20 protein-coding genes and 2 tRNA genes are annotated in these 23,395 nt (G+C 38.7%); 16 read left to right on the top strand and 6 right to left on the bottom strand.

Features of this window, described 5'->3' with window-relative positions; translation table 11 throughout:
* Positions 1 to 34: 34 nt before the first annotated feature.
* From MED134_RS06465 to MED134_RS06455, 3 genes are all read left to right on the top strand, one after another.
* Positions 35 to 2,224, top strand: a complete 2,190-nt coding sequence (locus tag MED134_RS06465) for a S9 family peptidase (RefSeq protein WP_021778181.1) — start codon at positions 35 to 37, stop codon at positions 2,222 to 2,224.
* 41 nt (positions 2,225 to 2,265) lie between these two features.
* Positions 2,266 to 3,855, top strand: coding sequence for a peptide MFS transporter (locus tag MED134_RS06460; RefSeq protein WP_021778182.1), 1,590 nt, complete (start codon positions 2,266 to 2,268; stop codon positions 3,853 to 3,855).
* Positions 3,856 to 3,965: 110 nt separating this feature from the next.
* On the top strand, positions 3,966 to 4,505 hold the full coding sequence (locus tag MED134_RS06455) for a thioredoxin family protein (RefSeq protein WP_021778183.1): 540 nt from the start codon (positions 3,966 to 3,968) through the stop codon (positions 4,503 to 4,505).
* Between the two features lie 5 nt (positions 4,506 to 4,510).
* On the opposite strand, the gene MED134_RS06450 is transcribed toward MED134_RS06455, so the two are convergent.
* The 5 genes from MED134_RS06450 to surE all read right to left on the bottom strand — a co-directional run bounded on the left by MED134_RS06450 (position 4,511) and on the right by surE (position 9,350).
* A complete protein-coding gene (locus MED134_RS06450) occupies positions 4,511 to 6,535 on the bottom strand; it encodes a ComEC/Rec2 family competence protein (protein ID WP_021778184.1) in 2,025 nt (674 codons plus the stop codon).
* Positions 6,536 to 6,597: 62 nt separating this feature from the next.
* Positions 6,598 to 7,071 (bottom strand): C40 family peptidase, encoded by a 474-nt coding sequence (locus MED134_RS06445; RefSeq protein WP_021778185.1) that lies wholly within the window; start codon positions 7,069 to 7,071, stop codon positions 6,598 to 6,600.
* A gap of 33 nt (positions 7,072 to 7,104) precedes the next feature.
* Positions 7,105 to 8,226, bottom strand: coding sequence for a lipid-A-disaccharide synthase (gene lpxB, locus MED134_RS06440; protein ID WP_021778186.1), 1,122 nt, complete (start codon positions 8,224 to 8,226; stop codon positions 7,105 to 7,107).
* Positions 8,226 to 8,513, bottom strand: a complete 288-nt coding sequence (locus tag MED134_RS06435) for a hypothetical protein (protein ID WP_021778187.1) — start codon at positions 8,511 to 8,513, stop codon at positions 8,226 to 8,228. The genes lpxB and MED134_RS06435 overlap by 1 nt, the downstream gene beginning before the upstream one ends.
* A 63-nt stretch (positions 8,514 to 8,576) precedes the next feature.
* Complete coding sequence (surE, locus tag MED134_RS06430) at positions 8,577 to 9,350, bottom strand: 5'/3'-nucleotidase SurE (RefSeq protein ID WP_021778188.1); 774 nt, start codon at positions 9,348 to 9,350, stop codon at positions 8,577 to 8,579.
* 147 nt (positions 9,351 to 9,497) lie between these two features.
* On the opposite strand from surE, the gene MED134_RS06425 reads away from it, so the two are divergent.
* Genes MED134_RS06425 through MED134_RS06415 form a run of 3 tightly spaced genes read left to right on the top strand, consistent with a single transcriptional unit; the run spans position 9,498 to position 13,574 of the window.
* Complete coding sequence (locus tag MED134_RS06425; RefSeq protein WP_021778189.1) at positions 9,498 to 11,651, top strand: carboxy terminal-processing peptidase; 2,154 nt, start codon at positions 9,498 to 9,500, stop codon at positions 11,649 to 11,651.
* Between the two features lie 3 nt (positions 11,652 to 11,654).
* Entirely contained in the window at positions 11,655 to 12,755 is a 1,101-nt protein-coding gene (locus MED134_RS06420; protein ID WP_021778190.1) for an ABC transporter permease, read from the top strand.
* 9 nt (positions 12,756 to 12,764) lie between these two features.
* A complete protein-coding gene (locus MED134_RS06415; protein WP_021778191.1) occupies positions 12,765 to 13,574 on the top strand; it encodes a DNA/RNA non-specific endonuclease in 810 nt (269 codons plus the stop codon).
* A gap of 65 nt (positions 13,575 to 13,639) precedes the next feature.
* On the opposite strand, the gene MED134_RS06410 is transcribed toward MED134_RS06415, so the two are convergent.
* Positions 13,640 to 14,782: an acyl-CoA dehydrogenase gene (locus MED134_RS06410; RefSeq protein WP_021778192.1), complete on the bottom strand. Its 1,143-nt coding sequence runs from the start codon at positions 14,780 to 14,782 to the stop codon at positions 13,640 to 13,642.
* An 84-nt stretch (positions 14,783 to 14,866) separates the two neighbouring features.
* Between MED134_RS06410 and MED134_RS06405 the strand changes: the two genes are divergently transcribed.
* The 10 genes from MED134_RS06405 to MED134_RS06360 all read left to right on the top strand — a co-directional run bounded on the left by MED134_RS06405 (position 14,867) and on the right by MED134_RS06360 (position 23,395).
* Positions 14,867 to 15,973 (top strand): anhydro-N-acetylmuramic acid kinase, encoded by a 1,107-nt coding sequence (locus MED134_RS06405; protein ID WP_021778193.1) that lies wholly within the window; start codon positions 14,867 to 14,869, stop codon positions 15,971 to 15,973.
* A gap of 65 nt (positions 15,974 to 16,038) precedes the next feature.
* Complete coding sequence (locus MED134_RS06400) at positions 16,039 to 17,271, top strand: Glu/Leu/Phe/Val dehydrogenase dimerization domain-containing protein (protein ID WP_021778194.1); 1,233 nt, start codon at positions 16,039 to 16,041, stop codon at positions 17,269 to 17,271.
* Between the two features lie 46 nt (positions 17,272 to 17,317).
* Positions 17,318 to 18,721 carry a sodium:proton antiporter NhaD gene (nhaD, locus tag MED134_RS06395; RefSeq protein WP_021778195.1) on the top strand — a complete coding sequence of 468 codons (1,404 nt, stop codon included), beginning with the start codon at positions 17,318 to 17,320 and terminating at the stop codon, positions 18,719 to 18,721.
* A 59-nt stretch (positions 18,722 to 18,780) separates the two neighbouring features.
* Positions 18,781 to 19,485: a MotA/TolQ/ExbB proton channel family protein gene (locus MED134_RS06390; RefSeq protein ID WP_021778196.1), complete on the top strand. Its 705-nt coding sequence runs from the start codon at positions 18,781 to 18,783 to the stop codon at positions 19,483 to 19,485.
* A gap of 1 nt (position 19,486) precedes the next feature.
* On the top strand, positions 19,487 to 19,879 hold the full coding sequence (locus tag MED134_RS06385; RefSeq protein ID WP_021778197.1) for an ExbD/TolR family protein: 393 nt from the start codon (positions 19,487 to 19,489) through the stop codon (positions 19,877 to 19,879).
* A 62-nt stretch (positions 19,880 to 19,941) separates the two neighbouring features.
* Complete coding sequence (locus MED134_RS06380; protein ID WP_035325465.1) at positions 19,942 to 20,775, top strand: hypothetical protein; 834 nt, start codon at positions 19,942 to 19,944, stop codon at positions 20,773 to 20,775.
* A 28-nt stretch (positions 20,776 to 20,803) separates the two neighbouring features.
* Complete coding sequence (locus MED134_RS06375) at positions 20,804 to 22,021, top strand: bifunctional folylpolyglutamate synthase/dihydrofolate synthase (RefSeq protein WP_021778199.1); 1,218 nt, start codon at positions 20,804 to 20,806, stop codon at positions 22,019 to 22,021.
* A gap of 107 nt (positions 22,022 to 22,128) precedes the next feature.
* Positions 22,129 to 22,203, top strand: a tRNA-Val gene (locus MED134_RS06370).
* Between the two features lie 35 nt (positions 22,204 to 22,238).
* Positions 22,239 to 22,313: transfer RNA gene (locus MED134_RS06365), tRNA-Val, on the top strand.
* A gap of 191 nt (positions 22,314 to 22,504) precedes the next feature.
* A complete protein-coding gene (locus tag MED134_RS06360) occupies positions 22,505 to 23,395 on the top strand; it encodes an ABC transporter ATP-binding protein (protein WP_021778200.1) in 891 nt (296 codons plus the stop codon).

The following is a 23,395-nucleotide window of genomic DNA, read 5'->3' as shown; positions in this document are numbered from 1 at the left end:
AAATTGAAATACTTTACACAATTGGTAAAAATATATGAGATTACATACCTTTTTGATTGCTGTATTTCTTCTTGCAATCCAGAGCGCAACTGCGCAAAAAAAACAAATAAGCCTTGAAGATATTTGGAAAAATGGCACTTTTAGAGCAGAGCGACTACAGTCTATACACTCTATGGCAAATGGTCAAGAGTATGCTGTACAAAACTTTGATAGAGCAACCCGCACAGGTAGTGTAGATATTTACAGCTATGATACGGGCAAGAAAGTGCGTACGGCTGTAAGTAGTGCAGATATAGACGGGCTTGATTACTTTATAAGTTATGAGTTTAGTGATGATGAGCAGCAGGTGCTACTCTCTACAAAATTGCAATCTATCTTTAGAAGATCTACGCTGGGTGAATATTATGTGTGGAGTACGCTTTCGCGAAAGCTGACTAAAGTATCTGACGATCTTATTCAAGAGCCAACATTTTCACCAGACGGAAAGAAAATTGCTTACGGAAAGGATAATAACCTCTTTGTTTTTGATATTGCCTCTGGAGCAACACAACAGCTCACTACAGACGGAAAGAAGAACAGCATTATAAATGGAATTACAGACTGGGTGTATGAAGAAGAATTTGGCTTTGTGCGCGCCTTTGACTGGAGTGCAGATAGTAAGAAAATTGCTTACATACGTTTTGATGAGAGTGAAGTTCCAGAATTCTCTATGGATGTATATGGTAATAAATTATACCAGACACAGACTGTTTTTAAGTACCCAAAAGCTGGAGAGCCTAATGCAAAAGTGAGCCTACGCTTGCATAACCTAGACACGGGTAATAGTCGTAAAGCAAAAGATGTAGAAATTAATCTACGTGATAACGCTGGGTACTACATACCACGTATCTCTTGGTCAAAAGATCCTAATGTACTTTCTGTACAAACACTTAATCGTCATCAAGATACTTTAAAGCTTTCGCTTTTTAATGCGAGTACCTACCAGACTACACTTGCCGTACTAGAAACAGATAAAGCATATGTAGATGTGACAGATAACCTTACTTTTCTAGATGACAATAGCTTTATCTGGACAAGCGAAAAAGATGGGTGGAATCACATCTATCACCATAATGCAGATGGGTCTTTAAAAAATCAAGTAACTTCTGGTAACTGGGAAGTGACAGGTTATTATGGTTATGACGCAGGTACAAAACGTATTTTTTACCAAAGCTCAGAAAATGGTTCTATTAACCGCGGTGTGTATGCTATAGGTCTTAATGGTAAAAAGAAGCAAGCCCTTGCAGATAAAGAAGGGACTAACAGTGCAGACTTTAGCGCAAACTACAGCAACTTTATACATACGTACTCAAATACAACAACACCTTACCGCTTTACACTAAACAGCGCAAAAGATGGAAAGCAAATACGCGTTATAAAAGATAATCAAGCCTTAAAAGATTTATATGCGGGTTATGATATCTCTCCAAAAGAATTTTTTGAGATAGATGTAAATGGAGAATCGCTTAATGCTTATATGATTAAGCCTACAGATTTTGATCCATCTAAAAAGTACCCTATGTTTATGACACAATATTCTGGGCCAGGATCACAGAGTGTGGCAAATAAGTGGGATACGTCTAACGATTACTGGTTTCATATGCTAGCACAAAACGACTACATTGTAGTTTGTGTAGATCCAAGAGGGACCGGATTAAAAGGGCGTGACTTTAAAAAAGTAACTCAAAAAGAGCTAGGTAAATACGAAGTACAAGACCAGATTGCTGCAGCAAAAGAGTTGAGCAAGCGGGCTTACATAGATGAAGATCGTACAGGTATCTGGGGTTGGAGTTATGGAGGTTTTATGGCTTCAAATTGTCTTTTTCAAGGAGCAGATACCTTTGAGATGGCTATAGCTGTTGCACCGGTAACATCGTGGAGATTTTATGACACTATATACACAGAGCGTTATATGCAAACCCCACAAGAAAACGCAAGTGGTTATGATAATAACTCACCTATGAGTCACGTGAGTAAGCTAGAGGGAGACTTTTTACTAGTGCACGGTAGTGCAGATGATAATGTGCACGTGCAAAACGCAACGCGCCTTGTAGAATCACTAGTACAGGCAAACAAGCAGTTTGATTACTTTAACTATCCAGATAAAAATCACGGTATTTATGGTGGTAACACACGTTTACACCTATTTACAATGATGACAGATTTTATCAAAGAAAAACTTTAGATATAAACGACTTATATTAGCACTAAATAATTAATTACAATATGGAATATAAATTCGGTGGTTCTGAAACCAATCAAAAGACTGTTTTAGGACATCCTTCTGGTCTTTTTGTACTTTTCTTTACAGAGATGTGGGAGCGTTTTTCTTATTACGGAATGCGCGCATTACTTGTTTTATTTTTAGTTTCGGCAGTACTTGATGGCGGCTGGGGCTGGGAGCGTGCAGAGGCATTACAATTATATGCTTTCTACACAGGGCTAGTTTATGTAACACCAATCTTTGGAGGGTTAATAGCCGATAAAATTACGGGGTATAGAAAAGCCGTTATCATAGGTGCATTTTTAATGACACTAGGACACGCATCTATGGCTTTTGAGATAAGCTCAGATATTTTCTTCTATGCAGGACTTGTGTTGCTTATAGTAGGTAATGGTATGTTTAAGCCAAATATTTCTTCTATGGTGGGACAGCTTTACAAAGACCAAGGAAAAGAAAAAGATGCGGGATATACCATATTCTATATGGGTATTAACTCTGGAGCTTTCTTAGGTATTTTATTATGTGGTTACATAGGTGAGTCTGTAGGATGGCACTATGGTTTTGGTCTTGCAGGAATCTTTATGCTTGTAGGGATGTTACAATTCTATTTTGCTCAAGGAATTTTTGGTAAAATAGGTTCTAAGCCAGCAAAAGTAGACGAGCTTGATGATGTTATAGAAGATAGCGTAGAAAACGCTGCCGAAGCTATAGATAGCGTTATAGATGATGCAGAGAAGTCTAAGGTAACTCGTGATCGACTTATCGTGATTAGTGTACTTGCATTCTTTACAATTTTCTTCTGGTGGGCATTTGAGCAGGCAGGAGGATCTATGACCATCTTTGCAGCAGACTATACAGATAGAGTGCTAGAAGGAAGTAGTGGTATGACCTTTAAAATAATAAACACGCTTCTCACCGTTGTACCTATGATAATTATTACCTGGGTACTAGGTATGTTATTTAAACAAACATATGGTAAGTATGCATTGTCTAATATCATTTTAGGATTAGGTTTTGTAGTAATTTGGGGTATTGTAATCTGGATGTTATCTCGCCAGTTTGCAGATGATGCTCCAGAGGTTCCAGCTTCTTGGTTTGGTATCTTAAACTCATTCTTTATCATTGCTTTTGCACCATTATTTTCAAAAATATGGAAGAGTAAATACAACCCTAGTGGACCTGTAAAGTTTGCTATAGGTCTTATTTTATTAGGTCTTGGTTTTGGTATTCTTTCTTTTGGGTCTATGGGTATTCCATTAGGAGCAAAGACAGCTTCTGTAAGTATGGTATTTTTAGTGCTAGCATACCTTTTTCACACCCTTGGTGAGTTATGTGTATCTCCTGTAGGATTATCTTATGTGAGTAAACTCGCGCCAGCAAAACTAGTAGGGCTTATGTTCGGGATCTGGTTTGTAGCAAACTTTATTGCAAATACAGCTGCGGGTATAACGGGTAGTTATATAGATCCTATTGTTGAGGAGCACGGTATGGCAACATTCTTTTTAATATTTACAGTGATACCAGCAGGAGCAGGTGTAGTAATGTTATTATTAAATAAAACACTTATCAGAATGATGCACGGTATACGATAATGGTATAATCGTACACAATATGAATTAAGAAAAACGTTCCCTATATTGTGGAACGTTTTTTGTCTGTAAGAATCTAGTAATTAGACAGACTTAATAATTAAATAAACACAATGAATAAAATACTATACCTCCTGTTTCTTATAGCGACAACATCTATAAGTGCTCAAGAAATCAACTGGATGACAATGGATGAGGCGCTTGCTGCACAAAAGGAAGAACCTAAAAAGATTTTTATGGATGTCTACACTACCTGGTGTGGCCCTTGTAAAATGCTGGATAAAAATACATTTGCAAATCCAGATGTGGCCGCTTTTATAAGCGAGAACTATTACGCAGTAAAGTTTAACGCAGAGGGTACTGAAGAAATTAATTATCTAGGTAACGTATATACAAACCCAAGGCACGATCCAAATAGAAAAGGGCGTAATAGCCAGCACGAGCTAGCAGCAGCTTTAAAACTAAGAGGATACCCTACAATGGTGTTTTTTGATGAGCAGGGTAATTACATACAGCCTATTGTGGGATACCATACCCCTAGACGTCTTGAGATTTATGTAAAGATGGTGAGTAATGACGACTATAAGACGCTCACAACTCAAGAAAAATGGGCAAAATATCAAGAAGACTTCGTGTACACTTGGTCTAAATAATTTACTCAATCTATTATAAAAGCTCCCTTTTCATACGTGCTATGGAAAGGGATTTTTTGTTTTGTACAAGTCGCTTTCCATCGGGATACATAACTGTGATAATTAGACCCATCTGCAACAATTGTACAGTTAGGGTATCGCTCAATGAGTCTACTCATATTAATTTTTGGCGAGTGCGTGAGTATCACATAATCTGGATTTGCCTCTTCAAGATTGTATATACCTAAACTATCTACAATAAGTATTTCTTTTCGCTTAAAGCGAAAATAATTTCCGTGAGATTTCTGCACAACGGTATCTATTTTGAGAGCATCTTGATATGCCTTTACTCTACTATCTGTATGGGTAAGATATAGGGTGTCATTATTAAACACCGTAAGTTGCTTTTCTTGTAGTTGAGTAAGTGTTGTTGATGCACTTCTATTAAGTATTGCCAGGTGTTGAGAAGCAGGCTGATTATTTTCTAATACGATAAAACCTGTCAAAATTATTGTTGCTAGGCTAGCAACAATAAGTCTGCGTTTTGAATATTTCATACACAAAAGGAGTGTAGTAATCATAAACATATAAACGAGTATCATAAGTGTTGCAGACACACTTATATGTCTAGCCACAAAATCTTCTTGTCCTGCCACCCAAGCTATATAATTATTCATTACATCTATAATACCTCCATAAGATTGAACTATAAACTCTGGTAGAAGGTCTGTGACGCTCAGAAAACACACAATCAAGCCACCGCCTAATATGAGACCTAAAAACGGAATGATTAAAACATTAGAAATAATAAATAACCCAGGAAACTGATGAAAGTAAAAGAGGCTAAGTGGCATTACACCTAGTTGTGCTGCAATAGTCACAGATACCACGTCCCGTAGTTTTCTCAATATAAACACCTCTGGAGACCAGAAACTGGCTAGCCAAGGTTGCACCCATAAAATCGCTATTACAGCTAGATAACTGAGCTGAAATCCCACCTGATATATAAGCAGCGGGTCAAGTAGAAGTAAGAATATAGCAGAAGCTAGTACTGCATCTTGCGACTTTCTTCTTCCGCCCAGAAGCTCACCTACCTCAAGAAAGCTAAACATAGTTGCAGCTCTTAGCACAGATGGAGATAAGCCAGTAATAATGGCAAAGCTCCAGATGAGTGAGATAATGAGTAGTGATTTTACCCATTGCAGTTTCCTCCATTTTACAAAACTAAATAAGAATCTAAGTATTAGTAAAATCACACCTACGTGCAGTCCAGATACGGCGAGTATGTGCATCATACCTGCTGCGGCATACTGAGAACTCATCTCTTTATCTATACCCTGTCTTTGGCCCAGTACGAGTGCTTCAATGACTGCAAGTTGTCTTGGTGTAAAAGATTGGAGGTGAAGGGAATTTTTTACGCTTTCGCGAAAGCGTGACGCCCACACACTCACATCATACGTTTCCTTACTAGCGCGCAACATCTCTTGAGGCTTTGCAGAAACCTGTCTGTATATTTCTTGCTTATTGAGATAAGCACCATAATCAAACTGATACGGATTTTTGGGATGGGGTACGGGCAACAGAGCAGTTCTTGCATACCACCATTCTCCAGTTTTTGGTAATATGGTTGTAGAGTCTTTATAAATGTTGAGAAGTAATTTGCCAGTAGCAATAGTGCTATCTATTCCTTTGAGATCTACTAGATACTTATGTTGATACAACGTAGGTTTTAATTCCCTATTTATTTTGACAAGTAGCGTGTGTGAGCCATCTGTGTTAGTATGTGTATAATGAGTCTGCGAGCGCGTATCATCAGTATAAGTTCTAGATAGATACCCTATGGTGATAAATAATGCAGAAGTACAGCACATAAAGAGTGCTGAGCCTATGATTTTTTTACTGCTATATGTATTAAGTAAGACTCCAGTAAGAGATAAGAGTATTGAGCAAACCCAGACTGTAATAGCTGGAGTCTTAAAGTAGTCATACAATACTATACCTATGGTGATAGATATGAGTAGCGTTAAAATAGGAATATTTACTTTTCTCACAGATAACTATAAATACTCGCTTTTTACAAGTATTAATTGTCTGAAAGATAGTAAATTATGTTTTACAGAACACGTCTCGCCATTACATAAGCACGATTCCAGTAGCGCTCATTAAGATTTGAGGTAAGTACTCCTTTTGAGGTTGTGGCGTGTATAAAATAGATGTCATCGCCATCTACCTTTGTTACTAGGCCTACGTGGTTTATACGTTTACTACTTTTTGAAGTTCTAAAAAATAAGAGGTCACCTGTGTCAATATCTTTATTTTTTACGGGTTTGCCTCGTTGTGCCATATCTCTTGACACTCTAGGCAAAACAATGTTTTCTTTTTGAAAAGCAACATATATAAGACCAGAGCAATCCATACCCTTGCGCGTAGTCCCACCAAATTTATAACGAGTACCAGAAAATGCTTGCGCCTGCTTTATAATGCGCTCTGTTTTTGTGGTACTTATTTCTTTTACAGTGGTTCTTTTTGAGCTACCACAAGAGGTAAGTAATAGTAGTAGAGATAATGCGGCAAGAAAGTGTTTCATAAGTAGCTATGAGATTTGGAGTGATCTTATTAGTTAGTTTGATTCATTCTTTGTGATATCTACAATAAGTTTTGCAGTTTTATCACTAGCACCAGCACCACCCAGTCTTTTCTCTAGTTCAAAATAGTCTGTAAACAGTTGCTCTCTATACGAGTCGTTTGTAATCTTGTCTAGCTCGTGCTTGAGGTTTTTTGTGTTAAGGTCACCTTGTATAAGTTCTTTTACAACCTCTCTATCCATAATAAGATTTACAAGTGAGATGTATTTGGTTTTTATAATACGTTTTGCAATACTATAAGAAACCGCATTTGCCTTATAACAAACCACTTGGGGTACTTTAAATATTGCAGCCTCAAGTGTCGCGGTACCAGAAGTGATAAGTGCAGCGTTTGCAAAGCTTAGTATGTCATAGGTTTTATTCATCACGAGTTGTACATCGTGATTTTTTAAAAATGACTCGTAAAAAGTGACTTCTTGGCTAGGCGCGCCTGCAATCACAAATTGATAGTCTGGATAGTTAGGTATAACACTAAGCATCACCTCTAGCATCGCATTAATTTCTTGTGTGCGGCTACCGGGAAGTAGGGCAATCATAGGGCGTTCATCAAGATTATGCTCTTGTGCAAATGTCACAGCATCTGCTTGCTCTCTGTTTGCCACAGCATCAAGTAGTGGGTGTCCTACAAAGTTTACATCATAATCATACGTGTCATAAAAATCTTTTACAAACGGTAAAATGACATACATATGGTCTACACAGGCCTTAATTTTTTTTACACGACCAGATCGTGATGCCCACACTTGAGGGCTTATGTAATAATGTGTAGTGACACCTAGTGGGTGTGCCCACTCTGCTATACGTAGGTTAAAACCACTGTTGTCTATAAGAATAAGTGCATCTGGCTCAAATCTAGCAATGTCTCTTTTACATTCTTTTATAAGTCCATTAATTTTACGGAGGTTGGTAATCACCTCCATAAAGCCCATAAAGGCTCTTTCTTTATAGTGTGTGACTAGAGTACCGCCCACCTCTTGCATAAGATCACCACCCCAGAAGCGTATCTCTGCCTCAGGATCTTGTTTATACAAGGCTTTCATAAGATTTGAACCGTGCAAATCTCCGCTAGCCTCACCGGCAAGAATGTAATACTTCATTAACTAAACATTAATATCATTGTCACAAAAGCCATTGCGATGGTCATAAGTAGTACTCCTCTTGCTCGCGCATCTTGTCCTTGTCTAAGTAGTCCAAAAAACGCTACTAGATTAAGAACGGCACCTATAGCCATTATTTTACCAAGTCTTCCCTCTGCCAGGGCCGTTTGTAATACGTTTGTGAGTGTGCGGTCTTGTGTTGTGCCTATGTAAAAGGAAAAAATAAGAACGCCTATGGTGTTTGCTAGTAGTCCTATAATTATGCCTATGAGAATATCTTTTTTCATAATTATTCCGCTTTCGCGAAAAGTTTTAAAGGGAATAGATGCGCTTTCGCGAAAGCGTAATTACTATCCTTCCCACTCATTAAGTTCTTGAATAAAGTGATGTGCAGTAAGATCAAACTGTACGGGTACGATAGAAACATAACCTTGTGATAATGCCCACTCATCTGTGTCTTCACCTTTGTCTTGATTTACAAACTCTCCTGTAAGCCAGTAATAGTCTCTTCCCATAGGGTTTGTGCGCTTGTCAAAATCTTCGACCCACTGTGCCTTTGCCTGGCGACACACTTTGGTGCCCTTAATTTTATCTGCAGGTAATTTTGGGATATTTACATTTAGTACGATACCTTTAGGTAAGCCGTTTTTGAGAACTTGTATTGTGATGCGCTCTACATATTTTTTTGCAGGTTCAAAATCTGCATCGTGACTGTAATCTAAAAGGGAAAACCCTATTGCTGGGATGCCTTCTACACCGGCCTCTACTGCAGCACTCATCGTGCCGCTGTATATAACATTTATACTTGAGTTACTGCCGTGATTAATGCCGCTTACACAAATATCTGGTTTGCGGGTGAGAATTTGCTGGTTTGCAAGTTTTACACAGTCTGCAGGAGTTCCAGAACAAGTGTATTCTTTGTGCGTAGCATCTGGCTCTAGTTTAACAGGATCGCAGTAGAGAGTGTCGTTTATGGTAATGGCGTGCCCCATCCCACTTTGTGGGCTATCTGGAGCAACTACAACAACATCACCTATGTTGAGCATCACATCTATAAGGTTGCGTATGCCGGGTGCGGTGATGCCATCATCATTAGTAATAAGTATAAGTGGTTTTTTGTTCATAGCAGGAGTTGTGTTCTATATACGAAAATACGTAAATTGTACATTAATAAGTGTTCTGGCGGGGTTTAACAAAAGATTACGACCGCAGCTCTTTTTGTGGCACAATTTTTAATGTAAATTGCTAGTTACGTGAAAATACTGAATTTTATGAAGAGGAATTTAAAATTAATAGCGCTGTTACTGTTGTTTTCAGTTGCGAGTTGCAGTTTTACTACAAAGTCGTTTGACGATCCAGATAAAGATAAAACCCTTTTAGATCTTATTGCTTACTTACTCGAGCGTGGTCATTATGACGCAAAAGATATAAACGATGAATTTTCTGCAAATGTATTTGATGATTACATAGACGCGCTAGATCCATATCGTCGTTTTTTCTACAAAAAGGATATAGAAGAGTTTGAAAAGTATAAAACTCAAATAGACGATGCGATAAGAGATAAAGATTTATCTTTTTTTGATCTTACTTACAATCGTCTTATAGAACGTACCGAGGAGGCAAATAAAATACAGGAGGAGCTACTTAAAAAACCTTTTGATTTTGAGAAGGAAGAGATTCTGAATACAGAATATGAAAAGCAACCTTTTGCAAAAAATAAAAAAGAGCTTAAAAACAGATGGAGACAGCAACTTAAGCTTAATGCGCTTAGCTCATACTATGATTTAAGAGAAGATCAAGAAAAGGTAGACGAAGAAGGAGATGATAAAGAAGCAGCTGAGCCAAAAGAGATTCTTTCTAATGAAGAGCTTGAGGTAAAAGCTCGAGAAGAGGTTGCAGATAATACAAAAGAGTTTTTTGAATTTACCTTAGAGCTTGAGCGTAAAGACTGGTTTGCAGTATTCTTAAATGCTATAGTAGAAGAGTTTGATCCTCATACTTATTATTTTGCACCAGTGGCAAAAGATCGTTTTGATACACAAATGAGTGGTCAGTTTCAAGGGATAGGTGCTAGACTTCAAAAGAAGGGAGGCGAAGTACGTATCACAGATATTATTTCTGGTGGTCCAGCCTGGAGAGGCGATGAGCTACGTGAGGGAGATATTATTATGAAAGTTCGTCAAGAAGATGAGAAAGATGCCTTAAGTATTGTAGGTATGCGTCTTCAAGATGCGATAGAGTTCATAAAAGGTCCTAAAGGAACTAAAGTTATTCTCACAGTAAAGACTAAGTTAGATGGTAGTACAAAAGAGATTACTATAGAACGTGATATTGTAGAGCTAGAAGAAACCTATGCAAAGTCTGCAGAGGTGGTAAAAGATGGTAAAAAATACGGTATCGTAAACCTGCCTAAGTTTTACTTTACAATGGATGATTACAAAGAAAAAAACGCTGCAAGTGATGTAAAGAAGGAGATAGAACGTCTCAAAAAAGAGGGAGTAGAAGGACTAGTTATAGATCTTAGAAACAATGGTGGAGGATCGCTTAAAACTGTGGTAGATATTGCCGGCTTGTTTATAAAAGATGGACCTATTGTACAAGTAGCTTCTAATGGTGATCAACCAGAGGTGCTAGAAGATAGAGACTCTTCTGTATTATGGGATGGACCCCTCGTGATTTTAGTAAACGAGATATCTGCATCTGCCAGTGAGATACTTGCTGCAGCAATGCAAGATTATAAAAGAGCCATTATTATAGGAGGGAAACAGACCTACGGTAAAGGGACTGTGCAAAACGTAGCAGACCTTAATTCTTACCTGCGTAAAAACCCTTATGGAGATCTAGGAGCTCTTAAACTTACAACTCAAAAATTCTATAGAGTAAATGGAGGGTCTACACAGCTAGAAGGAGTAAAGAGTGACGTAGTTGTTCCAGATCGTTTTACATATGTAGATATAGGCGAGCGTGATCAAGAAAATCCACTTCCTTGGGATAAAATAAAAGCTGCAGATTATGATGTGTGGGATGGTTATGTAGACTTTGAGCAAACTATCGAAAACAGTAACGAGCGTATGTCTAAGAGCGAGCACTTGCAGCTAGTAGATGAGTATGCAAAGTGGATTAAAGAACGTCGCGATGATAAAGAGTGGTCGCTCAACTATAATAAATACAAAGCAAGACTAGCAAAAAGTGAGGCATTTGCAAAGAAGTTTGATGCCATAGATGATTACGATACAAAGCTCACTTATGAGTCACTACCGTATGAGCAGCAACTTTTTGAAAAAGACACTATTCTTCAAGAAAAGCGTGAGCGCTGGCACAAAAATCTAGCAAAAGACGCTTATGTAGAAGAGGCACTTAATGTGCTTAATGATTTAAAAATCAACAATATTAGAAGAGATAAGCTTGTGACTATTAAGGATTAATAAATGTCGCAAAGAGCAAATTCATTAACAAGCCTAGCGCTCCAAAAATTTAAAAGAAATTTTTGGGGCGTTTTGAGTTTGGTGTATATCATATTGTGCGGTCTAGCTGCTTTATTTGCTTATGTCATCGCTCCAGATAGTAGTGAGAACGCAAACCAGATGCACCTCTCTATCCACTCACAACCGCCCGGCTTTACGGTAGATATACTCACTATCCCAAGTGACTTAAAGATGGAGCAGTCATTTATTTCTAGATGGTTTTCGGGCAAGATTAATTCAGATACAGAAATACCCATAACCACTTATAATCTAGAAAACGATGGTATCACATACACCCCGTATATGAGTGATGGAGTGGTGGGTTTACCAAAAAAAGTTACTATAAATGGGGTTGAAGATTATAACGCTTTCGCGAAAGCGTACATATCCCCACGTACATTTATACTAGGGACAGATAAGTACGGTCGAGATCTTTTGAGTAGGATGCTCATAGGTGCGAGAATATCTTTTTCTATAGGATTTGTAGCAGTTTTTATATCACTTATAATAGGTCTGTTTATGGGCTCGCTAGCAGGTTATTTTGGCGGAAAAGTAGATGCTGCTATTATGTGGATTATTAATGTGACTTGGTCTATCCCAACCTTGCTTCTCGTTATTGCAATTACTCTTGCGCTAGGTAAGGGGTACTGGCAAGTTTTTATCGCAGTAGGGCTTACAATGTGGGTTGAGGTGGCTCGTGTTGTGCGAGGACAGGTGATGGGTGTAAAACAAATGCAATATGTTACAGCAGCAAGAGCACTAGGGTATACAGATGGGCGTATTATTGTAAAGCATATTTTACCTAACGTTATAGCGCCGCTCATAGTGATTTCGGCAGCAAACTTTGCAGGGGCCATCCTTATAGAAAGCGGATTGAGTTTTTTAGGTATAGGAGCACAACCACCTACACCCAGCTGGGGAGCTATGATTAAAGATCACTATAGTTATATCATCCTTGGGAAGCCGTATCTTGCCATCATTCCAGGTATTGCGATAATGTTGCTTGTAATGGCGTTTATGCTTGTAGGTAATGCTCTAAGGGACGCACTGGATGTAAAAAATTAGATTTTATTAATGAAAAGAAAATACACCTATCCGTTACTAGTTATTGTTTTTACACTTGCTTGGTATGCATTTGAAAATTATGCAAACAAGGCTGTAGATGCTCCTATGATAGAGCAGGGCAGACAGCCTAAGGCAACTACAAACACCTACTTTTTACCTACATCTACCACGGGGCAGGTGGTTCACCATAATTATTACTCGCTCAGTTATAGTGAGAGAGATGAACAAGCAGAATGGGTTGCGTACGAACTTAAAAAAAGCCACATTGTAAATAATGATTTTAAACGTCCTTATTTTGAGGTAGACCCTCAGGTGGAGACGGAGTCTGCACACTGGCGTAATTATAAAAAATCTGGATATGATCGTGGGCATTTGTGCCCAGCAGGTGATAGGGAGTTTAGTAAAGCGGCCTATGAAGAAACTTTTTTGACAAGTAATATTAGTCCGCAAAGGCACGATTTTAATGCTGGTATCTGGAATGAACTTGAGCAGCAAGTGCGTTACTGGGCAAAGAAGTATGATGGAGTTTATGTAGTGACTGGTGGTGTGTTAAAAGATAAAATGGGCGCCATAGGTACAGAAGGAGTTACCGTACCAGAATCCTTTTATAAAATTGTTTATGATCAATCTGGAGGAGATGCAAAAATGATTGCCTTTTTAATGAATCACAAAGCATCAAATAAGTCTCTTAAAACATTTGTCACCTCTGTAGATCAGATAGAAAAGCTTACTGGCATAGACTTCTTTCCAGAGCTTGAAGATAGTGTAGAAGATAGGCTAGAAGCTAGCACGAGTACTAAGGGCTGGAAGCTTAGATAACTAAAGTATAAAATAAAAAAAAGCGGCCTAGTGCCGCTTTTTTTTATTTGTAAAGAGATAAGTGATTATCCTTTTATAAGACTTCTAGAGATTACAATTTTTTGAATCTCACTAGTTCCTTCATATATCTGAGTGATTTTTGCGTCACGCATTAATCGCTCTACGTGGTATTCTTTTACAAAACCGTTACCACCGTGTATTTGTACAGCTTCTACTGTTTGCTCCATTGCAACCTTTGATGCATAAAGTTTTGCCATAGCGCTTGATTGATCATAGTTGTTACCTTGATCTTTATCCCAAGCGGCTTTCATCACTAGGTGACGTGCAGCTTCTATCTCAACGTACATATCTGCAAGTTTAAAAGCGATAGCTTGGTGGTTACAAATCTCTGTGCCAAAGGCTTTGCGCTCTTTAGAATATTTAAGAGCAAGCTCGTATGCTCCAGAAGCAATACCTAGTGCCTGTGCAGCAATACCTATACGTCCTCCAGAAAGTGTTTTCATTGCAAATTTGAAACCAAACCCGTCTTCACCTATTCTATTTTCCTTAGGTACTTTTACGTCATTAAACTGTAGTGTGTGCGTGTCACTACCACGTATACCTAGTTTGTCTTCTTTAGGTCCTACTTCAAAACCTTCCATCCCTTTCTCAACTATGAAAGCGTTGATACCGCGGTGACCTTTTTCTCTATCAGTTTGAGCGATTACAAGGTACACGTCAGAGCGTCCTCCATTTGTAATCCAGTTTTTTGTACCATTAAGTACGTAGTGATCTCCTTTATCTATTGCTGTAGTAGCTTGTGAAGTTGCATCAGATCCAGCTTCTGGCTCAGAAAGACAAAAAGCACCTACCATCTCACCTGTAGCAAGCTTAGTAAGGTATTTTTGTTTTTGCTCTTCAGACCCATAAGTTTCAAGACCATAACAAACTAATGAGTTATTTACAGAAACAATTACAGACGCAGAGGCATCTATCTTAGATAGCTCTTCCATAATAAGAACATATGAAATCGCATCCATTCCACTTCCTCCATATTTTGGATCAACCATAATACCCATAAAGCCTAGGTCACCCATTTTCTTTACAAGTTCTGCAGGAAACTGTTGTATGTTATCTCTTTCTATTACTCCGTCTAGTAATTCTGTACGTGCAAAATCGCGAGCAGCGTCGCGTATCATAAGGTGTTCTTCTGTTAAGCTAAAATCCATAGTCAATTTTAAATATTAAGGATTGTGTAAAAAATCTCTACAAATATACTTGTTTCTTGTGCTTTTCTCAATAGATTTAGGGTGATGGAACAAAAAAACTATAACGTTATAGGTGTGATGAGCGGTACCAGCTTAGATGGAATAGACTGTGCGCTTATTAAAATTAGTATGTCACCGCAAATATCTGGAGAAGCCTATCCGGTTTTTGATGCTCAGATAATTAATGCAGAAACAATTGCCTATACAGACTTGTGGGAGAGTAAGCTTCGTACTGCACATACTCTTTCTCGAGACGAGTTAACAGCTATAAATAAATCATACACCCAGTATTTAGCTCAAGTTATAAACGCTTTTATAGCCCAGCATCATATAAAGGATATTGACGCGATATGTTCTCACGGCCATACTATATTACACCAGCCACAAGATGGTTTTACTTTACAGATAGGTAATCTTCCAGAGCTTGCTCAGTTGCTTAGTCATAAAGTGGTTTGCGACTTCAGGGTGCAAGATGTAGCGCTAGGTGGGCAAGGCGCACCGCTTGTTCCTATAGGAGATAAGCTGTTGTTTGGTACATATGATTATTGTCTCAATCTTGGTGGATTTGCAAATGTTTCGACTGATGAAAATGGAGTTCGGCTGGCATATGATATTTGTCCAGTTAATGTTGTGCTCAATACATATGCTCATAAGTTGGGTAAGCCGTATGATGATGAGGGCGCTTTCGCGAAAGCGGGAACCGTACACGCTCCCTTATTAAAGGAACTGAATAGCTTACCATATTATGGCTCTCCAGCTCCAAAATCTCTGGGGATAGAGTGGGTGCACGAACAAGTATTCCCAATAATTGAATCTTATAAAGTCTCTGATATAGATGTGCTGGCGACGTTTACAGAGCATATTGCTGTGCAAATTGCGACTCAGTTTAAAGAAAACACCTCAGTTTTAGTCGCCGGAGGAGGAGCTTACAATAGCTATTTACTAGGTCGTGTGCAAGCTCAGTATAAAGCAAATAGGGTCAAGGGAGCTGTGTTAAATCTGGTAGTGCCAGATGCGCAACTTATTGAATTTAAAGAGGCTCTCGTTTTTGGTTTATTAGGGGTTTTAAGGCTTGAAGGACTTCCTAATTGCCTTGCAAGTGTCACAGGAGCATCACAAGACCACTCTAGCGGAATGTTATATGATTCTTAATTTATGCACACTTCTTCTAGAAGGTGATTCAAGTTTGTATATTTGGGCCTTACTTAATCAAATATATGAGAGAGCTTTTACAGCGATACGAAGATAAGTCACCAGAGATTGTTTTTCACTGGAATGACCCAGAAACCGAAGCAGAGGGATGGGTAGTTATTAACTCTTTAAGAGGAGGTGCCGCTGGTGGTGGTACACGTATGCGTGTAGGACTTGATAAAAATGAAGTCCTTTCTCTAGCAAAAACTATGGAGGTTAAGTTTACGGTCTCTGGTCCAGCTATAGGTGGAGCAAAGTCAGGAATTAACTTTGACCCAAAAGATCCTCGTAAGAAAGGAGTACTAGAGCGCTGGTATAAAGCCGTGTCACCACTACTTAAAAGTTATTATGGTACGGGAGGCGATCTTAATGTAGACGAGATACACGAGGTAATACCTATTACAGAAGAGAGTGGCGTATGGCACCCACAAGAAGGCGTTTTTACTGGGCACTTTCAACCTACAGAGGCAGATAAGATTAACCGTATAGGACAACTTAGACAAGGAGTCATAAAGGTGATAGAAAATCCGTCATTTTCTCCAGATGTAACACGCAAGTATACTGTAGCAGATATGATTACTGGCTATGGTGTTGCAGAGGCAGTACGTCATTATTATGATATTTACGGAGGTGATGTAAAGGGCAAGCGTGCCGTGGTACAAGGTTTTGGTAACGTAGGTGCAGCAGCGGCTTACTACCTAGCGCAAATGGGTGCGAAAGTAGTAGGTATTATAGATATTGTAGGAGGTTTTATAAACAAAGAAGGTTTTACCTTTGAGGAGATACGAGATATGTATCTTAATAAAACAGGTAATACACTTAACGCCTCTACAGAAGGATTGATACCATTCTCACAAATGAACGAGGAGATATGGAATCTTGAGACAGAGATTTTTGCTCCTTGTGCAGCTTCTCGTCTTATTACAGAAGATCAAATTAATAGAATGATAGATACGGGGCTGGAAGTTATTTCTTGTGGAGCAAACGTACCGTTTGCAGATAAAGAAATTTTCTTTGGACCTATAATGGAGCATACAGATGCAAAGGTGAGTCTTATACCAGACTTTATTTCAAACTGTGGTATGGCAAGAGTATTTGCATACTTTATGGAGCGCCGCGTGCAAATGACAGATGATGCAATCTTTAACGATACATCACAAACTATACGTAATGCGATAGAAAATACGTATCAGAATAACAGTTCAAAACAAAATATAAGCAAGACAGCTTTTGAAATTGCATTAAAAGAATTACTTTAATATTTACATCTGTAAGATGTAATAATCACACCAACTTTATATACATATGGAATCAGTAATTATTCTCATTTTTATTATCGGGTACCTTTCTATAACCCTTGAGCATCCTCTTAAACTTGATAAAACAGTGCCTGCACTTATTATGGCATCACTTATCTGGGCATTTCTAGCCGTAGGTTTTCATCTAGGCTGGTTTGACGTAATAGACACCTATGAGCAAGCTTATAGCTTGTTTCCTAATGGGGTGCCTCTTACGGGAGATGCCCTGCACGATGCAGAGCACGGTTTTGACAACACACTTTTGCACCACTTAGGTAAAACAGCAGAGATACTTATCTTCCTTATAGGGGCGATGACCATTGTTGAGATTATAGATCTTCACAGAGGTTTTGAAGTTCTTAAAGGAGCTGTAAGAACTCGTAGCAAGAAGAAGTTATTATGGATTATAGGGATACTAGCATTCATACTTTCTGCTATAATAGATAACCTTACCGCTACAATTGTACTTATAACCTTATTACGTAAGCTTATTGTAAACAGAGAGCAACGTCTTTGGTTTGCTGCAATGGTAGTAATTGCTGCAAATGCAGGTGGAGCTTGGTCACCTATTGGAGATGTTACCACTACAATGCTTTGGATTGCAGATAATGTTACAGCAATGGGACTTATTAAGTTTGTAATTATACCTTCTGTAATTTGTTTTGTTATACCATTCTTTATTGCAACCTACTTGCCAGCTTTTAAAGGTGATATAGTTGTAGACACACAAGAAGATGAAGAAGCTGGAAGATTACTAAGTAGTAAAACAATGCTTTTCTTAGGGCTAGGTATGATAGTATCTGTGCCTATTTTTAAGACAATAACACACTTACCTCCTTATATGGGTATGATGCTTGCACTAGGTGTAGTGTGGTTAGTATCTGAGTACATTCACCCAGAAGAAGACTTCACAAAAGAGCGTAAGCACTTATACAGTGCTCACAAAGCACTTTCTCGTATCGAGATCTCAAGTATCCTTTTCTTTTTAGGAATATTAATGGCAGTAGCAGGACTTGAAAGTCTTGTATATGGTGTGTCTGAAGCTGGTGATCCAGTGGGAACATTGCGTTATGTTGCAGAGATTCTTAATGGAGCGGTACCTAATCAAGATGTTGTGGTAGTAATACTAGGTATTCTATCTGCTATTATTGATAACGTGCCACTTGTGGCTGCCTCTATGGGTATGTATACTGCAGAGACAGACAGTTTACTATGGCACTTTATTGCATACTCTGCCGGAACAGGAGGAAGTATGCTTATCATAGGTTCTGCGGCAGGAGTTGCAGCTATGGGAATGGAAAAGATAGATTTTATCTGGTACCTTAAAAAGATCACGTGGTTAGCCTTTGTAGGGTTTGCTGCGGGAGCTATTGCCTTTGTTCTTCTTACGGGAGGAACAATGGGTGCTTAAGTCTAGGCAATTTTCTAAAATAACGTTCGTTTCATTCTAAAGCCTCAATTAATAAACATATGCTTAATACACTTATTCAAGACGGAGCTCAAGATGCGGCAGATATACTTGCTACAGACGAGCCCGTAGAGAAGACATTATCTATCATAGATTTGCTCTTAACTGGAGGTACAGCGGGAATTATCATTATTGCCGTTCTATTTGTACTACTTTTTGTGGCTATCTATATCTATTTTGAAAGACTCTTTGCTATAAAAGCAGCTTCAAAAGTAGATGGTAATTTTATGAATCAAATAAGAGATAATGTCGCTTCTGGTAACATAGAAGGAGCAAAAATATACTGTGCTCAGGCTAACTCTCCTGTATCTAGATTAACCGCAAAGGGAATCTCTCGCATAGGAAGCCCTCTTGAGGATATTAATACAGCTATAGAAAATCAAGGAAAACTAGAAGTCTATAAACTAGAGCGCAATGTGAGTGTACTCGCTACCATAGCTGGAGCAGCTCCTATGATTGGGTTCTTAGGGACTGTGATAGGTATGGTACTTGCCTTTCATACACTTGCAACAAGTTCTGGACAAGCAGAGATGGGTACTCTTGCAGAGGGCATTTATACCGCGATGACTACTACAGTTGCTGGTCTTATTGTGGGTATTATTGCTTATATGGGATATAACCACCTTGTAGTGCGTACAGATAAAGTAGTACACTCTATGGAGGCAAATGCGGTAGATTTCTTAGACCTATTAAACGAGCCTAGCTAGTATGAATCTGCGCGGAAGAAATAAAGTGAGCCCAGAGTTCAGTATGAGTAGTATGACAGACATTGTCTTTTTACTACTTGTATTCTTTCTGTTAACCTCACCAGCTATCACGCCAGATGCCCTAGATCTTATTTTGCCTAAAGCAAAAGGAAAAACCAGTAACAAGCAAAACCTATCTGTAAGCATCACAAAAGACCTTGACTATTATGTAAACAAGGAGCGTGTGACAGAAAACGGTATAGAAGGCTTTATCAATAGCGAGCTAGCCGGAGTAGAAGAACCTACCATTATACTAAGAGCAGAAGAAGGAGTGCCTATAGAAAATGCCGTAAAGATTATGGATATCGCAAACCGTAATAAGTACAAAATTGTACTAGCTGTAAGGCCTAACTAATTGATAAATGGTTTTTGGTACGCTTTCGCGAAAGCGTAATTACACTCTTAAATAAATATACCTTGGCATACCTAGATACCATACATAAACGCAAATCTTTCACCATAAGTAGTATTATTATGGCGATCATTTTATTGCTTATGTTTATGGTGGGTATGAATTATATGGACCCGCCAGAAGAAGGAGGTATAGCCGTAAACTTTGGAACCTCTAGTGTAGGTTCTGGTAATGTACAGCCTACAAAACCTGTGGCATCTGCACCAAAAAATACAGCACCACAACCAGAGCCCACTCCTCCAGAACCAGAGATTAAGGATGAGGTTGTCACGCAAGACACAGAAGATGCTCCGGTTATAGAAAAAAAACCAAAGGAAACTCCCAAGCCTAAGGTTGAGAAACCAAAAGAAAAGCCGGTAGAAAAACCAGTAGAAGAAGCAAAGCCAGATCCTAAACCAGATAAGTCTACCACAAGTGCACTAGACGCACTTATTAATGGTCCTAAAAAGGATGGGGTAGCACAAGGAGGTGAAGGTAATGATAACCAAGCTGGAGATAAGGGCGATCCTAATGGTGACCCTAACGCATCTAGTTATTATGGTACCGGAAGAGGTCTAGATGGTGATGGTAACTACCAGTTAGGTGGTCGTAAAGCGCTAGGAAAACCAAAACGCCAGCAAGAGTGTAATGAGTCAGGAGTAGTTGTAGTGAGTATTGAGGTAGACCGTACCGGTAAAGTTATAAAAGCTACGCCAGGAGTGCGAGGCACTACAAATAACACACGATGTCTCTTAGAGCCGGCAAAAGCAGCAGCACTTGCCACAAAATTTAATGCCGACTCAAAAGCGCCTTCAAAACAAATAGGAAAAATAGTATACCGCTTTAGTCTCTCAGACTAATCGTTGTAACACCTATCTTTATACCACAATGACATATCAAGAAACCTTAGACTGGCTTTTTAATCAGCTACCTATGTATCAACGTAAGGGAGCTGCTGCATACAAGGCAGACCTAAGTAACATAAATCTTCTAGCAGCACATCTAGGTAATCCTCATACCACATTTAAAACCGTTCACGTAGCAGGCACAAACGGTAAAGGATCTACTAGTCATATGATGGCATCTGTTTTACAAGAAGCAGGTTATAAAGTGGGGCTATATACCTCGCCACATCTTAAAGACTTTAGAGAGCGCATAAAAATAAACGGTGAGCTTTGTAGCAAGCAGTTTGTAATGGGGTTTGTAAAAAAACACAAAGCCTTTTTTGAAGAGCATCAACTATCATTTTTTGAAATGACTGTAGGGATGGCCTTTTCATATTTTGCTGTGAAAAAAGTAGATATTGCGATCATAGAGGTAGGCTTAGGAGGTAGGCTAGATGCTACAAATATTATTACGCCTGTACTTTCGGTTATAACAAATATTGGTATGGATCACACGCAGTTTTTGGGTGATACCATCCCGCTTATAGCCGCAGAGAAAGGAGGTATTATTAAAGAGAATGTCCCTGTTGTAATAGGTGAGTATAATGAAGAGACAGAGGAGGTCTTTAGTACGCTTTCGCGAAAGCGTAATGCACCCCTTCACAAGGCCTACGATTTTGACTTGATGCCTATGCAATCTGACCTAGTGGGGGATTATCAAAAAAATAATATACGTACGGTTCAAGTAGCGTTTTCTGTGTTGCAGGGAGCGAGTTTTCACGTAGGGATCCAGCATATTGCAAAGGGATTAAAGAACGTGGTAAAAAATACGGGCCTCCAGGGAAGGTGGCAAATATTGCAAGAAGAGCCAAAGGTGATTTGCGATACTGGGCACAATAAGGAAGGGCTCACTTATGTGATGAATCAATTAGGTAAGGAGCGTTATAAGAATTTACATATTGTACTTGGCGTAGTTTCAGATAAGGATTTAGAGAGTATTTTACCATTATTTCCGGGATATGCCTCTTATTACTTTTGTAAACCTGCCGTGCCAAGAGGAATGGAGGTACAACACTTAAAAAAAGAAGCAGAAGGCTTAGGACTTAAGGGTAAAGCATATCCTAGTGTAAAAGAGGCATTTAAGGCCGCAAAAAAAGTTGCAGGAACCAGTGATCTTATTTTTATAGGCGGAAGCACCTTTGTCGTAGCAGAAATAATTTAATTTTTATTGCAAAAGATTTTACACTATAAAACTTTAATTCTATATTTGCACCCGCATTGAAATAATGGCAACGCTATCTTTTTAATGTTACTTGACTACATAAGTCGGGGCGCTTAGCTCAGTTGGTTCAGAGCACTTGGTTTACACCCAAGGGGTCAGGGGTTCGAATCCCTTAGCGCCCACAAACAAGAAACGATAAACTTGTCTAAAAATAATCGGGCGCTTAGCTCAGTTGGTTCAGAGCACTTGGTTTACACCCAAGGGGTCAGGGGTTCGAATCCCTTAGCGCCCACAGAGGCTTCCAGAAATGGGAGCCTTTTTTTATGCATTAATTTTTCTATATACTATCTTGTAATGCATTACTTACAAAGGAACTATTAGTCATTGAGCATATGCAGCAGGTGATTAATTCTTTTATATGCGCTCTTGTGGTGTAACATTATGTATTATTGATATACTTATGCACTAACAAAAACCATATATATGATTTTAAGTTTAAAGAATGTCTCAAAAACGTACCCTAACGGTGTAAAAGCCCTTGATAATGTAACCATAGATATAAAGGCAGGAATGTTTGGTCTACTAGGACCTAACGGGGCAGGAAAGTCTTCTCTTATGAGAACTATTGCAACATTACAAGAGCCAGATACAGGTGAGATAGACTTTAATGGACTTGATATACTTAACAACAAAATTGAATTTAGAAAAACACTTGGGTACTTACCTCAGGAGTTTGGAGTATACCCTAAAATGAGTGCCAGTGACTTGCTACACTATTTTGCAAGCCTAAAGGGAATTACAAATAAAGCGGAGCGTACAGCTATTGTAGATAAAGCGCTTGAGGTGACTAACCTAAGTGATGTGCGCAATAAGCACGTAGCAGGATATTCTGGAGGGATGAAGCAACGCTTTGGTATCGCCCAGTTATTACTTAATACCCCAAAACTAATTATTGTAGATGAGCCTACAGCAGGTCTTGATCCAGCAGAGCGTCATAGATTTTTAAATGTATTACGTGAGATAGGGACAAACCACATCGTTATATTTTCTACACACATTGTAGATGATGTAAAAGAATTATGTACAGATATGGCAATTCTTAACGGTGGTAAAATCTTATCGCAAAGCACTCCAAAGGAATTAGTGCAAAGCCTAGAGGGACATATCTGGAAAACTACAACCTCTAGAGAAGGTGTAGAAGCATTACAGAATAGCCATAATGTAATATCATCTAGCTTTAATGATACAAACGATCTAGATGTGCGTGTTTATAGCGAGATTATGCCAGGAGAAGGTTTTGAACCAGTAGCTGCCACACTAGAAGATGTGTATTTTACAACACTCAATAAGAACCAATCTCAAACGGTAGCATAG

The organism is Dokdonia sp. MED134, assembly GCF_000152925.2.
Taxonomy (GTDB): domain Bacteria; phylum Bacteroidota; class Bacteroidia; order Flavobacteriales; family Flavobacteriaceae; genus Dokdonia.
Note: the sequence above shows the minus strand (reverse complement) of the source record. Positions and strands in the feature narration are given on the sequence as shown.

Excerpts from the sequence above, each read along its gene's own strand:
- MED134_RS06405 (WP_021778193.1), top strand. The coding sequence starts at position 14,867 with ATGGAACAAAAAAACTATAACGTTATAGGTGTGATGAGCGGTACCAGC.
- MED134_RS06385 (WP_021778197.1), top strand. The coding sequence starts at position 19,487 with ATGAATCTGCGCGGAAGAAATAAAGTGAGCCCAGAGTTCAGTATGAGT.
- MED134_RS06375 (WP_021778199.1), top strand. The coding sequence starts at position 20,804 with ATGACATATCAAGAAACCTTAGACTGGCTTTTTAATCAGCTACCTATG.
- surE (WP_021778188.1), bottom strand. The coding sequence starts at position 9,350 with ATGAACAAAAAACCACTTATACTTATTACTAATGATGATGGCATCACC.
- MED134_RS06460 (WP_021778182.1), top strand. The coding sequence starts at position 2,266 with ATGGAATATAAATTCGGTGGTTCTGAAACCAATCAAAAGACTGTTTTA.
- lpxB (WP_021778186.1), bottom strand. The coding sequence starts at position 8,226 with ATGAAGTATTACATTCTTGCCGGTGAGGCTAGCGGAGATTTGCACGGT.
- MED134_RS06420 (WP_021778190.1), top strand. The coding sequence starts at position 11,655 with ATGTCGCAAAGAGCAAATTCATTAACAAGCCTAGCGCTCCAAAAATTT.
- MED134_RS06410 (WP_021778192.1), bottom strand. The coding sequence starts at position 14,782 with ATGGATTTTAGCTTAACAGAAGAACACCTTATGATACGCGACGCTGCT.
- MED134_RS06360 (WP_021778200.1), top strand. The coding sequence starts at position 22,505 with ATGATTTTAAGTTTAAAGAATGTCTCAAAAACGTACCCTAACGGTGTA.
- MED134_RS06425 (WP_021778189.1), top strand. The coding sequence starts at position 9,498 with ATGAAGAGGAATTTAAAATTAATAGCGCTGTTACTGTTGTTTTCAGTT.
- MED134_RS06400 (WP_021778194.1), top strand. The coding sequence starts at position 16,039 with ATGAGAGAGCTTTTACAGCGATACGAAGATAAGTCACCAGAGATTGTT.
- MED134_RS06435 (WP_021778187.1), bottom strand. The coding sequence starts at position 8,513 with ATGAAAAAAGATATTCTCATAGGCATAATTATAGGACTACTAGCAAAC.
- MED134_RS06465 (WP_021778181.1), top strand. The coding sequence starts at position 35 with ATGAGATTACATACCTTTTTGATTGCTGTATTTCTTCTTGCAATCCAG.
- MED134_RS06445 (WP_021778185.1), bottom strand. The coding sequence starts at position 7,071 with ATGAAACACTTTCTTGCCGCATTATCTCTACTACTATTACTTACCTCT.
- nhaD (WP_021778195.1), top strand. The coding sequence starts at position 17,318 with ATGGAATCAGTAATTATTCTCATTTTTATTATCGGGTACCTTTCTATA.
- MED134_RS06390 (WP_021778196.1), top strand. The coding sequence starts at position 18,781 with ATGCTTAATACACTTATTCAAGACGGAGCTCAAGATGCGGCAGATATA.
- MED134_RS06415 (WP_021778191.1), top strand. The coding sequence starts at position 12,765 with ATGAAAAGAAAATACACCTATCCGTTACTAGTTATTGTTTTTACACTT.
- MED134_RS06455 (WP_021778183.1), top strand. The coding sequence starts at position 3,966 with ATGAATAAAATACTATACCTCCTGTTTCTTATAGCGACAACATCTATA.